The 16089-nt window shown below is 64.8% G+C and carries 12 protein-coding genes; 9 read left to right on the top strand and 3 right to left on the bottom strand.

All coding sequences use genetic code 11. The features are described 5' to 3' along the window. The first annotated feature begins 12 nt into the window (after window positions 1-12). From ACWBU6_RS22615 to ACWBU6_RS22595, 5 genes are all read left to right on the top strand, one after another. Window positions 13-639, top strand: coding sequence for a DUF47 domain-containing protein (locus ACWBU6_RS22615; protein ID WP_452645598.1), 627 nt, complete (start codon window positions 13-15; stop codon window positions 637-639). 15 nt (window positions 640-654) lie between these two features. Beyond that, a complete protein-coding gene (locus ACWBU6_RS22610; protein ID WP_452645597.1) occupies window positions 655-1665 on the top strand; it encodes an anion permease in 1011 nt (336 codons plus the stop codon). 70 nt (window positions 1666-1735) lie between these two features. After that, the gene (locus tag ACWBU6_RS22605; protein WP_452645596.1) at window positions 1736-2296 is read left to right on the top strand and encodes a helix-turn-helix domain-containing protein; all 561 of its coding nucleotides are present in this window, start codon (window positions 1736-1738) and stop codon (window positions 2294-2296) included. Next, entirely contained in the window at window positions 2284-2802 is a 519-nt protein-coding gene (locus tag ACWBU6_RS22600) for an N-acetyltransferase family protein (protein ID WP_452645595.1), read from the top strand. Before ACWBU6_RS22605 ends, ACWBU6_RS22600 begins: the two co-directional genes overlap by 13 nt. Window positions 2803-2927: 125 nt before the next feature. Beyond that, complete coding sequence (locus ACWBU6_RS22595) at window positions 2928-5981, top strand: heparinase II/III domain-containing protein (RefSeq protein WP_452645594.1); 3054 nt, start codon at window positions 2928-2930, stop codon at window positions 5979-5981. Between the two features lie 51 nt (window positions 5982-6032). Here the strand turns inward: ACWBU6_RS22595 and ACWBU6_RS22590 are convergent, their stop codons facing one another. The 3 genes from ACWBU6_RS22590 to ACWBU6_RS22580 are packed head-to-tail and all read right to left on the bottom strand — an operon-like array spanning window position 6033 to window position 9632. Further along, window positions 6033-6425 carry a VOC family protein gene (locus ACWBU6_RS22590; RefSeq protein ID WP_452645593.1) on the bottom strand — a complete coding sequence of 131 codons (393 nt, stop codon included), beginning with the start codon at window positions 6423-6425 and terminating at the stop codon, window positions 6033-6035. Beyond that, entirely contained in the window at window positions 6422-8779 is a 2358-nt protein-coding gene (locus ACWBU6_RS22585; RefSeq protein ID WP_452645592.1) for a GspE/PulE family protein, read from the bottom strand. The genes ACWBU6_RS22590 and ACWBU6_RS22585 overlap by 4 nt, the downstream gene beginning before the upstream one ends. Before the next feature lie 7 nt (window positions 8780-8786). Then, the gene (locus ACWBU6_RS22580; protein WP_452645591.1) at window positions 8787-9632 is read right to left on the bottom strand and encodes an MBL fold metallo-hydrolase; all 846 of its coding nucleotides are present in this window, start codon (window positions 9630-9632) and stop codon (window positions 8787-8789) included. A 134-nt stretch (window positions 9633-9766) separates the two neighbouring features. Between ACWBU6_RS22580 and ACWBU6_RS22575 the strand changes: the two genes are divergently transcribed. From ACWBU6_RS22575 to ACWBU6_RS22560, 4 genes are all read left to right on the top strand, one after another. Next, window positions 9767-11371, top strand: a complete 1605-nt coding sequence (locus ACWBU6_RS22575) for a GAF and HD-GYP domain-containing protein (RefSeq protein ID WP_452645590.1) — start codon at window positions 9767-9769, stop codon at window positions 11369-11371. Further along, on the top strand, window positions 11371-13626 hold the full coding sequence (locus tag ACWBU6_RS22570) for a CHASE2 domain-containing protein (RefSeq protein WP_452645589.1): 2256 nt from the start codon (window positions 11371-11373) through the stop codon (window positions 13624-13626). Before ACWBU6_RS22575 ends, ACWBU6_RS22570 begins: the two co-directional genes overlap by 1 nt. A 126-nt stretch (window positions 13627-13752) precedes the next feature. Beyond that, window positions 13753-14361, top strand: coding sequence for a hypothetical protein (locus tag ACWBU6_RS22565; protein WP_452645588.1), 609 nt, complete (start codon window positions 13753-13755; stop codon window positions 14359-14361). A 141-nt stretch (window positions 14362-14502) separates the two neighbouring features. Next, window positions 14503-16089, top strand: coding sequence for a ShlB/FhaC/HecB family hemolysin secretion/activation protein (locus ACWBU6_RS22560; RefSeq protein WP_452645587.1), 1587 nt, complete (start codon window positions 14503-14505; stop codon window positions 16087-16089).

Genomic DNA, 16089 nt, shown 5'->3' with positions numbered 1-16089 from the left:
CGGAGAACAAAAATGTTTGGACGCTTGATGCCCACGGAGGGCAAATTCTTTGACATGTTTAACCAGCATGCCGAACTTTGCGTGAAGGGCGCCAAAGAGATGCTGGGCCTGATGGCCAATTTCGACGACCTGGAGAACCGTGTCCACGCCATCGAAAGCATCGAAAAACAGGCTGACAAGATCACCTACACCGCTGTGGACCTGCTGCACAAGACCTTCATCACCCCGCTCGACCGCGATGACATCCACAAGCTGATCACCAAGATGGACGACATCCTGGACCTGATGGAAGACGCCGCCCAGACCGTGTCGCTGTACGACCTGCATTCCGTGACCCCGGAAGCGAAGCGCCTGGCCGAGCTGGTCCTGGCTTGCACCGAAAAGGTGAAGGATGCCGTGGCCCTGCTGTCGAACATGGACAACGCTTCCAAGATCGTCAGCATCTGCGAAGAAATCGACCGCCTGGAATCGGACGCCGACCACGTGATGCGCGCCGCCATGTCCAAGCTGTTCCGCGATGAACCGGACGTACGCAACCTGATCAAGATGAAGGCGATCTACGAGATCCTGGAAACCGTCACCGACCGCTGCGAAGATGTTGCCAACATCATCGAAGGCATCATCGTCGAAAACGCATAATAAAAAGACCATTTCATGAGCAACCTCGAAATTAGCATCTACGCGCTGGGAGCGCTGATCTTCCTGGCGCTGGTGTTTGACTTCATGAACGGCTTCCACGACGCCGCGAATGCGATCGCCACGGTGGTGTCCACCGGCGTGCTGAAACCGCAGACCGCGGTGGCCATGGCTGCCTTCTTCAACTTCGTGGCGATCTTCGTGGTCGGCCTGAAAGTGGCGACCACCATCGGCAAGGGCACGATCGAGCCCTCGGTGATCGACCATTACGTGATTTTCGGCGCGCTATGCGGGGCGATCATCTGGAACGTGATTACCTGGTATTACGGCATCCCTTCCTCGTCCTCGCACGCCCTGATCGGCGGCCTGGTGGGTGCGGCAGTGGCCAAGTCCGGTACCGGCGCCCTGATCTCCGGCGGCCTGATCAAAACCGTCACCTTCATCGTGGTAGCCCCGCTGCTGGGCTTCTTCCTTGGCTCGCTGATCATGCTGATCGTGTCCTGGGTCTTCGTCAAATCGACGCCGCGCAAGGTCGACACCTGGTTCCGCCGCCTGCAGCTCGCCTCTGCGGCCGGTTACTCGCTGGGCCACGGCGGCAATGACGCGCAGAAGACCATGGGTATCATCTGGATGCTGCTGATCGCTTCCGGTCACGTTGCGGCCGATGCCAAGCAGCCGCCTGACTGGGTCATCGTTTCCTGCTACGGCGCGATCGCCTTCGGCACGCTGTTCGGCGGCTGGCGCATCGTCAAGACCATGGGCCAGAAGATCACCAAGCTGAAACCGGTGGGCGGCTTCTGTGCCGAAACCGGCGGTGCGATCACCCTGCTGATGGCGTCGTTCTGGGGCGTCCCGGTTTCCACCACCCATACCATCACCGGCGCAATCGTCGGCGTGGGTTCGGCGCAGAAGATGTCGGCCGTGCGTTGGGGCGTGGCCGGCAATATCGTGTGGGCCTGGATCTTTACCATTCCCGCTTCCGCCTTCGTGGCGGCAGTGGCTTGGTGGCTCGGCAAGCACATCATGTAATTCGGAAACCCGGCTGCGGCCGGGTTTTTTTTCATGGCGATCGTCTCAAAAATGGGATATATTCCCACTTATGGGAAGCGCATTCGAAGACCGCCTGGTGCGGCGCTTGGCGGCCTTGCGCGAAGCGCGCGCGCTGTCGCTGGAAGAGCTGGCTACGCAAAGCGGCATCAGCCGCGCCACCTTGTCGCGCCTGGAGCGCGCCGAAACCAGCCCGACGGCGGAGATGCTGGGAAAGCTATGCGCGGTCTACGGCATGCCGATGTCGCGCCTGATCGCCGAAGTGGAACAGGCGCCGGTGCAGTTGATCCGCCGCGCAGAGCAGGCCGAATGGCGCGATCCGGCCACCGGCTTCGTGCGCCGCATGGTCTCGCCGCCGGCGCGCGGATTCAAGGCGGAGCTGATCGAGGGGCAGCTGCCGCCCGGCGCCGTGATCGATTACGCGCAGCCGCCGGTGCGCGGCATGGAGCAGCATATGTGGCTGCTGTCCGGCGTGCTGGATTACACCATCGATGGCGTATCGCACCGCTTGCAGGCGGGCGATTGCCTGCGCTTCCACCTGTTCGGTGCGACGCGCTTTTCCTGTCCCGGCCCCGACGCGGCCCACTACCTGATTGCGATATGCGAACCATAGACGAACTGGATGGCGCCGGCCTGCTGGCGCATGCCGACCAACTGGCAGAGGTGCTGCGCGCCTGTGTGCTGGCTGGCGCGAGTGTCGGCTTCGAGCTGCCATGCCCGCAGGAAGAGGCGCGCGCGTTCTGGCTTGGCCTGCAGGGCGCGCTGGAGCGCGGCGAGCGCCGCATGTTCATTGTGCGCGGCGACGATGGCAGCATCGACGGCACGCTGCAACTGGTGCTGGCCGGCATGCCGAATGGACGCCATCGCGCCGAACTGTCGAAGATGCTGGTGCACCCGCGTGCGCGCCGCCAGGGCCTGGCGCAGGCGCTGATCCGGCACGCCGAGGCGGTGGCGCGCTCGCTGCGCCGCACGCTGCTGGTGCTTGACACCTGCACCGGCGAACCGGCGGAAGGCATGTACGCCAGGTTGGGCTATGAACGCTGCGGTGTGATCCCGCAGTTCGCCACCATGCCGGATGGCCGCCTCGGTGCGACGACCTTCATGTACAAGCTGCTCTGACAGTGCAGGCGGGCCAGGCGGGATCCGGGCATGGCGAGGAAGGCCCGCACGATTGCGATAATTAATAATGTTGCAATCAATTTTGATAATATCGCGCTTCCTAAAATTTATCGGGGAGCAACAAATTGAAGATCCGTTTCATCGCCGTGCTGGCTGCCGCAGCATGTGCGGCGACTGCCAGCGCCCAGGCGTTGCCGACGCCAATCCGCAGCAGCCACCCATACATTCTCGGCCACAAGTCCGACTTCGACCGGCTCAAGGCGCAACTCCCGATCGTCCCCGCCAACTTTCCGTACCCAGGCGGCGTCCTCAGCTTCACCTTCACGCCCCGGGCGACGGAACCCAATTCAACCCTGGAATCGCCGGTCTTCAGCGACTTCGCGGCCAGTTCGAACCGCATGTTCGTGCGGCGACTCGAAAAGTATGGAGCGGACAGCGCGACGCTTCAGATTGGCCTGGTCAGCAAAAGCCACGCAGGCTGGATCGCGGTCGCAACTGCAACCGTTCCGCTCAATGCGCCGACAAGAATCGAGGTCCGTTGGAATGCCGGAGAACGCTACGCCAGGTACCGCATTGGTAACGCTCCCGAGGTGGCCATGGCCTGGAAGACCGATGGCAACGGCGTCCGAGTGCCATGGCAGCCGGACGACCAGGACCTGACCTTCACCGGACGCCCGGGCGAAACCATCGAGCAGGTCAAGATCACCGACCTGGACGGCAACGTCATCCTGGAACGCGGCGCAATCGAGGACCGCGACATCCACACCGCGTGGGCTGCCTTCACGTCCTACACGGACAGGCTGGCAGGAATCCTGTTGCAATGCCCGACGCTCGAGGCGCCGGCAAGCGCGCCGGAGGCCTGCAACGTCGGCACCGGACACAGGGCCCACATCGCGCAGCAGGCACGCGACCTGGCGCTCGGCTACCGTATGACGGGCAGCCCGTATTACAAGGCCGCCGCGCTCAATTATCTGGACAAGCTGTTCAAGGTCACGCCGGTCACGCTTGGCACCGAATGGAGCATGGGCGGAAGGGTCAGCGCTCTTGGCGTCATGTATGACTGGATGTATGACGATCTTGCCAGCACCCCGGTGCCAGGCGACCCGGATGGCCTCAGTTACACGCAGAAGATTGCAGGCACCATCAAGAACACAGTGGCGGGACGCTCGGCCAAACCGTCGGAAGACTTGAACACGATGATCTGCGGCTACCAGTCCGTGACGAATACCGCAACCGTGTTCGATTGCGCTCGCAAGCCGATGTTCGAAAACTGGAACCGCTTCACGTCAGGTTCGGCCCCGACCATCGCGCCGTATTACATCAGCGGCCATCATGCCAGCGCCATCAGCAATACCGCACTCGGATTGCTCGCCATCGCGAACGAGCATCCGGAAGTCATGCCGATGATCGAAACGGCCTATGCGCATTTCGAAAAGGGCTTCATGAAAGCGCGCTCGTGGATCGCCGTCGACGGCGGCTATCCGATCGGCTATGCCTACGGTGCATCGAGCAACCAGTTCGGCGAGCGATTGCTGATGTGGCGCAAGGCCACGGAGGAACCGGTCGGGGCGGCCTACTTCAGCAATGATTGGACAAGCAAGCTGATCTATCCGTTGATCTACGGGCTGCGGGCGAATAACACCTACCCGGCACTTGGCGACAATTTCACGTTCGACGCAAAAAATGCACTGGTTGGCGAGCTGGCATTGCATGCCGCCCTGGACAAGCAGGATATGCATGCCCTGGCGTTCTACCAGCAGGTGGTGCGGCCGGCGCGCGGCACGAAGAACCGCGACGAGGTTTATGACCGCCTGTTCTTCCCGGCCGCCGGCACAGCAGGCGAGCTGAACGACCTCGACAAAGCACGCTACTTCCGCCGTTCAGGCCAGGTGCTGATGCGCGACAGCTGGGATTTTGCCAACGCCACCCTGCTCGAGTTCAAGTCAAGCAACTTCGTTTCGCAGAACCACCAGCACCTGGACCAGAACAGCATCGCCTTAAGCTACAAAAAGCCACTGCTGCTGGATAGCGGCTTATACGAGAACTACCACAGCTCGCACTTCAACAACTATTACACGCGGACGATCGCGCACAACAGCATCGTCGTGTTCGACCCGAGCGAACGTTTCATGCTCGGCACCAACGAGGTCAGCAACGATGGCGGCCAATGGTTCAAGTCACAGAACAACGTGCAGATCATGTACCCCACGATCGAGGAGATCCAGCCGGGCGCGGTCAATTACCTCGATGGCGTGACACGCTTCGAGAACACGGAAAAGTACACTTACGCGGTCGGTAATGCCAGCAAGGCTTATTCCTCATCGAAGCTGGACCAGGCGCAAGGCTTTGTGCGCAGCGTATTGTTCCTGCGAGGCGACCAGGCCCGCAAGCCGGTGAGCATCGTTTTCGACCGCGTGCAGACCTTCGGCAAGCTGGGCGCAACCTTCCTGTTGCATAGCGCCAACGTCCCGGCGGTCAATTCACCGACCCGCTTCGAAGATGGCGGGCGATTCAAGGCCGATGCGCAGAATGGCGAAGACCGCCGCATTACCATCCGCAACGGCGAAGGCATGGTGACGGTGCAGACCTTGTTGCCTGCGGTCGCGGACCTGGCCTATGTCGGCGGGCACGCCAAGGGCTACAGCTGCCCGCAGAGCAATCCGGCCGGAAGCAGTGCGGAGGACTGCCGTTTCATGGTGCGGGAGCGCCAGGGGGACAACCACGTATGGCGCAATTTCAAGGCCGACCCGAGCACCCAGCAGTTGAACCTGGAGGATGTCGGGTCCTACCGCGTCGAGATCTCGACGCCCGCCACCAGCTTGGGCAGCGGGCCGCAGTACTTCCTGCACGTGATGAGCGTGGCCGACAACGACGGGCGTAGCGACGTCACGGTGCTGGACACGGCCAAGCGGCTCGACAGCGAACCAAACACCGCCGCATTGCTGCTCAACGGCCAGACTGTCGTAGCGTTGAATCGGGAAAACCGGCCTGCAAGCAGCCTGCAATGGAAAACGGCGGCGGCCCCCAAGGGACTGATCGCGACCGGCTTGATCCCAGGCGCGAAGTACCGGCTGGACCGCCTCGGGACCTTGGGTGATGCGTACCATTTGGTGCAAACTACGGAAGCGCTCGGCAACCTGCGCAGTTCGCCCCAGGGCGTGATCACCATTGGCTACTGAGCGCCAGCACAGGGCGGTAAAGCAGGACTGGCAACGGCCCGGCGCCTTTTCTCAGGCCGGGTCGTGGCAGCAGACGCCGATCTTGTTGCCGTCCGGGTCGCGGAAGTAGGCGCCGTAGTAGTTGGCGTGGTAATGCGGGCGCAGGCCGGGCGGGCCTTCGCAACTGCCATCGTTGGCCAGCGCCGCCGCATGCGCCGCATCGACTGCTGCGCGCGAGGGAGCCAGCAAGGCGATCATCGGTCCATTGCCCGGCGCGGCAGGCTGGCCGTCGTATGGGCGGCCGATAAGGAACAGCGGGCGGCCACCGCCGGCAGGCTGCCAGGCGGCCCACGGTTTGCCAGCGTCGCAGAAGCGCTGCGCATGGCCGAGTGCCGCCATTACGGCGGCATGGAAACGGTAGGCGCGCTCGAAGTCGGCAACGCCGAGGAAAGTATGGGAAATCATTTGATGCACACCTGCCGTACGGCCTTAATATCGGTAATCCCCAGCAGGACCTTTTCGATCCCGTCCATTTTCAGCGTCAGCATTCCGTCCTCCAGTGCGGCGGCCAGCAATTGTGCCACCCGGGCATGCTCCTGCAGCAGCTTCTTGATGCGGTCGGTGCCGATCATCAGCTCGTGCAGGCCGACCCGGCCGCGATAGCCCTTGTTGCACTGCTCGCAGCCGACCGGCCGGTAGAGCGTGAACCGGCCCGCGGCGTCGGCGTAGCGTTGGCGCCAGCCGGCCACCACTTGCTGGCGGGCGGACAGGGCGTTGGCCTGGAAGGCGCTGGTATTTTGCAGCTCCTCGCAATATTCCGACAGCAGCAGGTCCAGCTCCGCCTCACCGGGGTGGTAGGCCTCCTTGCAGTTGCCGCACAGGCGCTTGGCCAGGCGCTGCGCCAGGATACCGAGCAGGGCGTCGGCGAAGTTGAACGGGTCCATGCCCATATCCAGCAGGCGCACCACCGACTCGGGCGCGCTGTTGGTGTGCAGGGTGGAGAACACCAGGTGGCCGGTGAGCGAAGCTTCAATGCCCATGCTCACGGTTTCCTTGTCGCGCATTTCGCCGACCATGATGATGTCGGGGTCGGCGCGCAGGAAGGCCCGCATCACGGTGGAAAACTCCAGCCCGGCCTTGCGGTTGACCTGCACCTGGCGCAAGCCCTTCTGCGTGATTTCCACCGGGTCTTCGGCGGTCCAGATCTTGGTTTCCGGCGTGTTCAGATAGTTCAGCACCGAGTGCAGGGTGGTGGTCTTGCCCGAGCCTGTCGGGCCGCAGACGAAGAACAGGCCATACGGTTTTTCCACCGTGGCGCGCAGGCGGTCCAGGTTGGCCGGCAGCACGCCCAGCTTGTCGAGCGGGATCGGCTCGCCGGCCGCCAGGATGCGCATGACCACATCTTCCACGCCGCCGGCGGAAGGGATGGTGGCGACGCGCAGTTCGATGTCGAGCGGGCCGTACTTCTTGAACTTGATCTTGCCGTCCTGCGGCTTGCGGCGCTCGGAAATATCGAGGTCGCACATGATCTTGATGCGCGCCACCATCGCGGCGCGGAAGGCGGCGGGAATCTCGATATAAGGCACCAGCACGCCGTCCTTGCGGAAGCGGATGCCGGTTTTGCCCTTGCCCGGCAAGGGTTCGATGTGGATGTCCGACACGCCCTGGCGGTGGGCGTCGATGATGATCTTGTTGAGCAGCTTGACCAGCTCATTCTCCACCGCTTCCGACACTTCCTGCTGCGCGTCGGTTTCGTCCTCGCCATCGGTGCCCATGCCCGACAGCAGTTCGTCCACACTGGCCGAACCGCCGGAACCGAAGAACTGCGCCAGGGTCTGGGCAAATTCGGCGCGCGTGGTAACCCGGTAATTGACGTGCAGGCGGGGGAAGACCTGGTTGACGATATGCGACTGCATGACGCGGTCGGGATCGATGGTCAGCACCAGCAGCCCGTCGCGGTTTTCTTCCAGCGGCAGCCAGCCCGACTCCTCCAGGTATTGCAGCGGCAGTTTCTTCAGCAGGTCGGCCGGGCGCACACGGTCCGGGCGGGCCGGCTCGTAAGGAATCGTATAGTACTTGGCCAGCGCCGCGCCGAGGACGGCGGGCTTGACGTGGAAGTCCTGCACCAGCACGGCTTCGACATCGGTCTCCTTTTCACGTGCCGTGCGCAGGGCCTGCTCCAGTTCCTGCGGCGACAGCACGCTGTCGGCCACCAGCGCGTCGTAGCGCGTACGCGGCAGCGGTGTCGGTTTCAGGCGCTGGCTGAAGGCCACGGCCAGGGTGTCGCATAGCTGGCGCACGCCTTCCAGTGCGATCGGGGAGAAAGGTTCGCCGTTGCGCGTGTTGATGAACTGGACCACCCCCAGCAGCCGGTCGTGCGCCAGTGATACCAGCGGCGCCACCAGCATCTGGCGCGTGCGGTAGCCGGTGCGCTGGTCCACGCCTTGCTGGAAATGCAGTTCGGGAGAAATGCTGCGCAGCTCATCGGCGTCATAGACGTCGCGGATGTTGAGGGTCTGGCGCGTCATGGCCACGTAGCCGGCGATGCTGGAAGGGTTGAGCGCCAGCTTCAGGTCGCGGAAGCTGGTCATGCCCGTTTTCACCTTCGACACGATGTAGTTCTTTTCGTGGTCCATCGCATACAGGGTGAAGCGGTCGCACTCGAACAGGTCGCAGAACTCCATGCCCAGGTCGAGCATGATTTCGTCCAGGTTGCTGGTGGCGTGGATCTTGGTGGTGACAGCCTGCAGCTTGCGGAAGAAGGCCAGGCGGCGTTCCGTCTCGGCGCCGGTCGAGGGCTGTTGATCGTATTCGCTCATGCTTTGCTCACAGGTTGACTTCCAGTCCCTCGTAGGCGAGGAACACTTGCAGGCCGCCCAGCTGCCCGGCGTGGCGCGCCATCGTTTCGGCAAACGCCGCTTCCAGCTCGTCGTCGCTGCGGGTCGGTTCGTGGTGGGTGCAATACAGGCTGCGCACGCCGCAGCGCAGCGCCAGTGCCAGCGCACTGTCGAAAGTGCCGTGGCCCCAACCCACCTTGGCCGGGTATTCTTCGCGCGTGTAGGAGCAATCGGCGATCAGGACGTCGACTCCCTGCACCAGGGCGTCGATGGCGGCTGTGTGTCCGGCATCGCCAGGCGGCTCGTGGTCGCCGGTGAAAAACAGCGACCTGCCATTGCAGTCGATGCGGTAGCCAAGGTCGGTCACCGGGTGGTTCATCAGCACATGGCGCACGCAGGCATCGCCAATGTCGACCGCTTCGTCCAGTGCCAGGGTGCGGTATTCGATGGTGGCGTCCATCTGCGCTTCGCCGACCGGAAAGTAGCTATATTGAAGCTGCACGCCCATCACATGCTCGATGCCCTTGCCGATGGCAGGATCGCCGGCGCCATGCACGCGCACCCGGCTGCCTTTCACGAACAGGGGCGAGAAAAACGGCAGGCCATGGATGTGGTCCCAGTGGCTGTGGCTGATGAACAGGTTGGCCTCGATGGGACGGCGGGCGTCGGCCAGCAAGGCTTGCGCCAGCGGGAACAGGCCGGTGCCGGCATCCAGTACGATCAGGGTGCCGTCGTCGCTGCGCACTTCAATGCAAGTGGTATTGCCGCCGTAGCGCACGGTACGCGGCCCCGGGGATGGGATGGAACCGCGTACCCCCCAGAACTTGAATTTCATTGACGGCCCCTGGTGGTTTTTGTCTTGGTTGCCCGTTAATAATTTGGTCGAATTGGCAAGAGTGATGATAGCGTTTTTTGCGTGCCGCAGGCAGATTCTTGTGTGCGCCGGCGCGGCAGGGATACACTTCAAGCATGGAAGACCTGACCCCGACCCAGCTTGCGGCGCGGCTGGAACAGCTCACAGAACTGAGCGTCGCCCTTGGCGACGGGCAGGATACCGGGGTGCTGCTCGAGCGCATCCTGCTGGCGGCCAAGCACCTGACAGCTGCCGACGGCGGCACCCTGTACCGTCCGGATGCCGGGCGCGGCAACCTGCTGTTCCATATCACCGTCAACGACACGCTGGGCCTGCAGCTGGGCGGCAGCAGCGGCGCCGCCATCGATATCGCGCCGGTGCCGCTGGTCGATGCGGCCGGGGTGCCCAAGCGCGATTCGGTGGCGGCGTACGCGGCCAACCAGGGCTGCGCCGTGAACATCGACGATGTCTACCAGGCCAGCGAGTTCAATTTTTCCGGCATGCGCCAGTTCGATAAGCGCTTTGGCTACCGCACGCGCTCGATCCTGACGGTGCCGATGCGCGACCATGAAGGGCAGCTCCTGGGCGTGCTGCAACTGGTCAATGCGGGCAATGCGGACGGCGTGTTCAGCGCCACCGACCAGCGCTTCATCGAGGCGCTGGCAGCGCAGGCAGCGGTGGCGCTGACCAAGCAGCAGCTGGTGGCCCAGCTCGAACAACTGCTGGAAGCGCTGGTCAACCTCATCAACATCGGCATCGACGAGAAATCGCCCTATACCGGCCGGCATTGCCAGCTGGTGCCGGTGCTGACCATGATGCTGGCCGACGCGGCGCATGCCGCCGACAGCGGTCCGTTGGCCGCCTTCCACCTGTCGGAGGGCGAGCGCAAGCAGCTGTGGCTGGCCGGGCTGCTGCATGATTGCGGCAAGATCACCACGCCGGTGCACGTGGTGGACAAAGCCACCAAGCTGCAAACCATTTACGACCGTATCGGCCTGATCGAGACGCGCTACGAAGTGCTGCTGCGCGACGCCGAGTTGCGCGCATTGCGGGCCCAGCTCGATGGCGGCGATGGTCCCGCGCTGCAGGCCGCGCTGGCGGGAGAACTGGAGGCGTTGCGCGCGGAACGGGAGTTCCTGCGCCAGGCCAATATCGGCGGCGAGACCATGGCGCCCGAAGCGCAGCAGCGCGTGCGCCAGATCGCGCAGCGCCGCTGGCGCGGCCCGGACGGGCTGGAGCAGCCCCTGCTCAGCGAGGAGGAAGTGGAAAACCTGACCATCCGTTCCGGCACCCTGACCGCCGCCGAGCGCAAGATAATCAACAACCATATCGTGGTCACCGTGCGCATGCTCGAGTCGCTGCCCTGGCCGCAGCACCTGCAGCACGTGCCGGAATACGCCGGCGGCCACCATGAGCGGATGGACGGCAAGGGCTATCCGCGCGGCCTGGTGCGCGGGCAGATGTCGGTGCCGGCGCGGGTAATGGCGATCGCCGACATCTTCGAAGCGCTGACGGCGCGCGACCGGCCCTACAAGAAGGGCAAGATGCTGTCCGAATCGCTGCACATCCTCGGCAACTTCAGCCTGAACGGGCATATCGACCCCGACCTGTTCGATATCTTCATCCGCCGCAAGGTCTACCTGGAATTCGCACGGCAATACATGGACCCGCGCCAGGTTGATGCGGTCGACGAGTCGCGCATCCCCGGGTACAGACCGTGATGCGCAAGCTGCTGCAGCGCTACGGTGCGCGCTGGCTGCTGGGCCTTGTGCTCACGGCGCTGGCAGTGCTGCAGCTGGTGCAGTTGCTGCCGTCCGAATCGCTGGCGCGCATGGACAGCTTTTTCGCCGGGCTGCGCATGCGGCTCGATCCGCCCGAGCTGGACCCGCGCATCGTGATCGTCGACATCGATGAACGCAGCCTGGCCGAAGTGGGGCGCTTTCCATGGAGCCGCGACAAGGTGGCGCGGCTGGTCGGGCAACTGACCGGCACTTACCAGGTGGCGGCGGTCGGCTTCGATATTTCCTTCCCCGAGCCCGATACCAGTTCCGGATACGGGGTGCTGGAACAGCTGGCGCAGGGCGAATTGCGCAACGTGCCGGGACTGGCGCGCGCACTGGACGGATTGCGGCCGCAGCTCGATTACGATGGCCTGCTGGCGGCGGCCATGCGCGGCCAGCCCGTGGTGCTGGGCTACAGCCTGTCGGGCAGCCAGCGCAAGGGCGTGCTGCCGGCGCCGGCTTTCACGCTCGAGAGCCTGAACGGGCGCGCGCTGGACGCCTATACGGCCCAGGGCTATGAAGCCAATATCGCGCCGTTGCAGGCGGCGGCGGCCGGCGCCGGCATCTTCACCGCGCTGGTCGACAGCGATGGCCTGGTGCGTTCCTCGGCCCTGCTGCAGCGCATCGGCGACGGCTACTACCCGACGCTGGCGCTGGCCACGGTGTCGGCAGCGCTGGGCGGACGCGCCATCGCGCCGCTGTGGGAGGGCACGGTCGACACCCTGAGCGAGGCCGAGCGCCAGGCCGGCGGGCTGGATGCGATCGCCCTGTTCCATCCCGAGGGGCGTTTGCGCATCCCGGTCGGCGAAGGCCTGGCCAACACCGTGCAGTTCCGCGGGCGCGGCGGGCCGGCCGGCGGCGCCTTCCGCTATGTGTCCGCGGCCGACGTGCTGGCCGGGCGCGTCAAGCCCGAACTGCTGGCCGGCACCATCGTGCTGGTCGGCACCAGCGCGCCGGGCCTGAACGATTTGCGCGCCACCCCGGTCAATGCCGAATATCCGGGCGTGGAGATCCACGCCAATCTGGTCAAGTCGATCCTGGACGACAGCTTCAAACAGCGGCCCGACGTGGCCACCCAGATCGAGGTGCTGCAGGCCCTGGTGCTGGGCGGTGTGCTGGCGCTGGCGCTGCCGGTCCTGGCGCCGGCCTGGGGCATCGTGCTGTCGCTGGCGGCGCTGGCCGGTACGGTGGCGCTGAACTTCCTGCTGTACCGGCGCTACGATGCGGTGCTGAACCTGGCCACCTTGCTGCTGCTGGGGGCGGCGCTGTTCATGCTGAACCTGGCCTGGGGCTATTTCTTCGAAGTGCGGCGCGGCCGCGCACTGGTGTCGCGCTTTGGCGAGTACGTGGCGCCGGAACTGGTGGCGGAGATGGCGGAAAACCCGGCGCAATACAGCATGGAAGGCGAGAGCCGCGAGCTGAGCGTGATGTTCGTCGACGTGCGCGGCTTCACCACCATCGCCGAGGGATTATCGCCGCGCGAGCTGCGCGAATACATCAATCGCTACCTGACGGCCATGTCCGAGGAAATCCGCGACCGCCACCGCGGCACGCTCGACAAATACATCGGCGACGCCGTGATGGCCTTCTGGGGAGCGCCCGTCGCCTGCGACGACCATGCCGAGCGGGCGGTGGCGACGGCGCTGGCGATGCAGGATGCGGCCGCCCGCCTGAGTGCGGAATTCGAACAGCGCGGCTGGCCGGCGCTGCGCATCGGCATCGGCATCAATACCGGTCCGATGCACGTGGGCGATATGGGCTCGCGCATCCGCCGCGCCTATACGGTGATGGGCGACGCGGTGAACCTGGCTTCGCGCCTGGAAGGCATCACCAAGGTGTACGGGGCGGGCATCGTTGCCGGCGCCGCGACGCGGGCGGCGGCGCCCGGCTTTGCATGGCGCGAACTGGACCTGGTGCGGGTCAAGGGCAAGCTGGCGCCGGTGGCCATCTTCGAGCCATTGGGGCCGGCAGGAATGCTGGATGGCGCCGCGCGCGAAGGGCTGCAGCGCTGGCATGAGATCCTGGCGCTGGTGCGGGCCCAGCAATGGCAATCGGCCCAGGCGGCACTGGCGCCTTTGGCGGCGCAAGCACCGCATCATGCCCTGTACCGGCTGTACCTGGAACGCATTGCCCATTACCAGGAAAACCCGCCCGGACCAGGCTGGGATGGCGTCACCACTTTCGACAGCAAATAAGCAACACTCAACGGTGCGGGGCTGCGGCAGGCGTACAATGAAGCTGTGTTCAGGACTTTTATGTCCTAAACTGAAGGTAACAAGAGTTGCTCGTTTGCCAGGCACTCACGTGCCGGGAGAATCATCATGAAGCCTTGTCTTGTGCCACTCCTGGCCCTCGCCGCCTGCACCGGCGCGCTTGCCGCGCCGCCCGGTACCGAACGTGTATACAACGCGCCGGCCCTCGATTTTTCCGCCACCGCCTATCCGCAATCGGGCCTGCCCGGCTTACCCGGCAGCACGCCAACGACGCGCCTGGCGGCGTCGCTCACGCAGACCCTGCCGCGCGACTGGCTGGTGCGCGCCAGCGTCAACACCCAGTACAGCCCGGGCGACGTGACATTGCAGGACCGCCTGGCGCCGGCGCCGCTCACGGCGCTGCGCCTGATGGCCAACCGCGACCGGCTGCGCGACGGTGGCCTGGGAAGCAATGTCGAACTGTATTCCCCCGACTTGTGCGGAAGCGGCCGCCATTGCCGGGCATTGCTGTATTACGACCGCAATGCGCTGCGCTACAACCGCGCTTCCAATGGCCAGTTGCGCAGCCGTAGCGTGGGCAGCGCGGGCATCGGCGTGCGGATGAAAATCGACAGGAATTCCAGCATGCAGCTCGACTATGGCCGCGTGGTGCGGTCGGACGTCATGCCGGACGATGCGCGTACGCGCCTGACGCTGCGCTTCGGCTATGCGTGGTGAAGTGGCAAAAACTGAAATATTGCCAAAAAAGCGTCACCTTCCCGCCTCAAATCGATTTCCTTGGTTTTTGCAAGCCATGGTTTACGCCCGCAAGGGCGGGATAATGGCTGCAGCCCCCACCTCCCCTGACATATGAACAATATGAAACGACGCCTGGCGTTCCTGTTCGTTGTTACCCTGGCCGCGGCAGCCCATGCCGCACCCGATTCCAGCCCTGATACCGAGATCGTCCGATTCGACATCGAGCGCTATGACGTGCGCGGCAACACCTTGCTGCCGCCCGGGCAGGTGGCCAGCCTGCTGGCGCCGTATACCGGCAGGTCGCGCGATTTCGGCGACGTGCAACAGGCGCTGGAAGCCTTGACGGCGGCGTACCAGGCCGCCGGCTACGGACTGGTAACCGTCACGCTGCCGGAGCAGGAACTGGCGCGCGGCGTGGTGCGCCTTGACGTCGTGCAGACGCGCATCGGCCGGGTCCAGGTGCGCGGCCAGCGCCATGTGGACGAAGCCAATGTGCGGCGTGCCTTGCCGCCGCTGCGTGAAGGCGAGGTGCCGGACTTGGACGCGATTTCGGCGGCGCTGAAGCTGGCCAACCAACACCCGGCGCGCCAGGTCACCATGAAGCTGCAAAGCGGCGCGCGCGAGGACGAAGTCGATGCCTTGCTCGAGGTGGCGGACGAACGGCAGTGGAAGGCCATGCTCAATGCCGACAACAGCGGCACCGGGCAGACCGGGCGCGCCCACATCGGGGTCGGGCTGCAGCATGCCAACCTGTTCGGGCGCGACCACGTGGCCAGCCTGCAGTACACCACGTCGGCCCAGGAGCCGGGGCGGGTCAAGGTGTACGGCCTGGGCTACCACATCCCGCTCTACAAGCTGGGCGACACGTTGGACCTGTACGCCAGCTATTCCAATATCGATTCCGGCACGGTGGCGGTGGGCGCCTTCAGCGTCGCCGTCAGCGTCGCCGTCAGCGGCCAGGGCACGGTGTTCGGCGCGCGCTACAGCCACCAGCTGGCGCGCCGTCCCGGCTACGAAGCCAAGCTGCTGTTCGGCGCCGAATCCAAGGCATTCCGCAACAGCGTGGTGCTGCTCGGCCATGAACTGGGCAACGATGTCACGGTGCGCCCGCTCAGCCTGGGCTACCTGGGCAGCTGGAGCACGCCGCAAGGCGAGAGCGGCCTGTCGCTTACGCTGCTGCGCAATCTGCCGGGCGGCAAGCGCGGCGGCCAGGATGACTTCGAGCGGGCCCGCGCCGGTGCGCCGGACAACTACACAATCCTGCGCGCAGGCGCCAGCCTCAGCCGCACGCTGCCGGGCGAGTGGCAGTGGCGTGCCATCGTCAACGCCCAGTACAGCCCGGATGCGCTGGTGCCGGGCGAGCAATTCGGCGCCGGCGGCGCGGCTTCCGTGCGCGGCTTGCCCGAACGCGAAATAGCCAACGACAAGGGCGCAGGCCTCAACCTGGAGTGGTACACGCCGCCGCTGTGCGGCGAGCGCTGGCAATGCCGCCTGCTGGCCTTCCATGACCGTGCCCACGTGCGGCGCAACGATGCGTTGCCGGGCGAACTGAAGACGGCCAGCGTGGCCAGCACCGGCCTGGGCGTGCGGGTGCTGCTGGGCAGCCAGGCCAACCTGCAACTCGATTATGGCCACGTGGTGCAGGGCGGCCCCACCGGGCGCGACGGCAGCGGCAGGCTGCACCTGCGTCTCGGCCTTGCCTATTGA

The sequence above is a fragment of the Pseudoduganella sp. HUAS MS19 genome (genome assembly GCF_053615455.1).
This window is presented reverse-complemented; position numbering and strand designations above follow the sequence as displayed.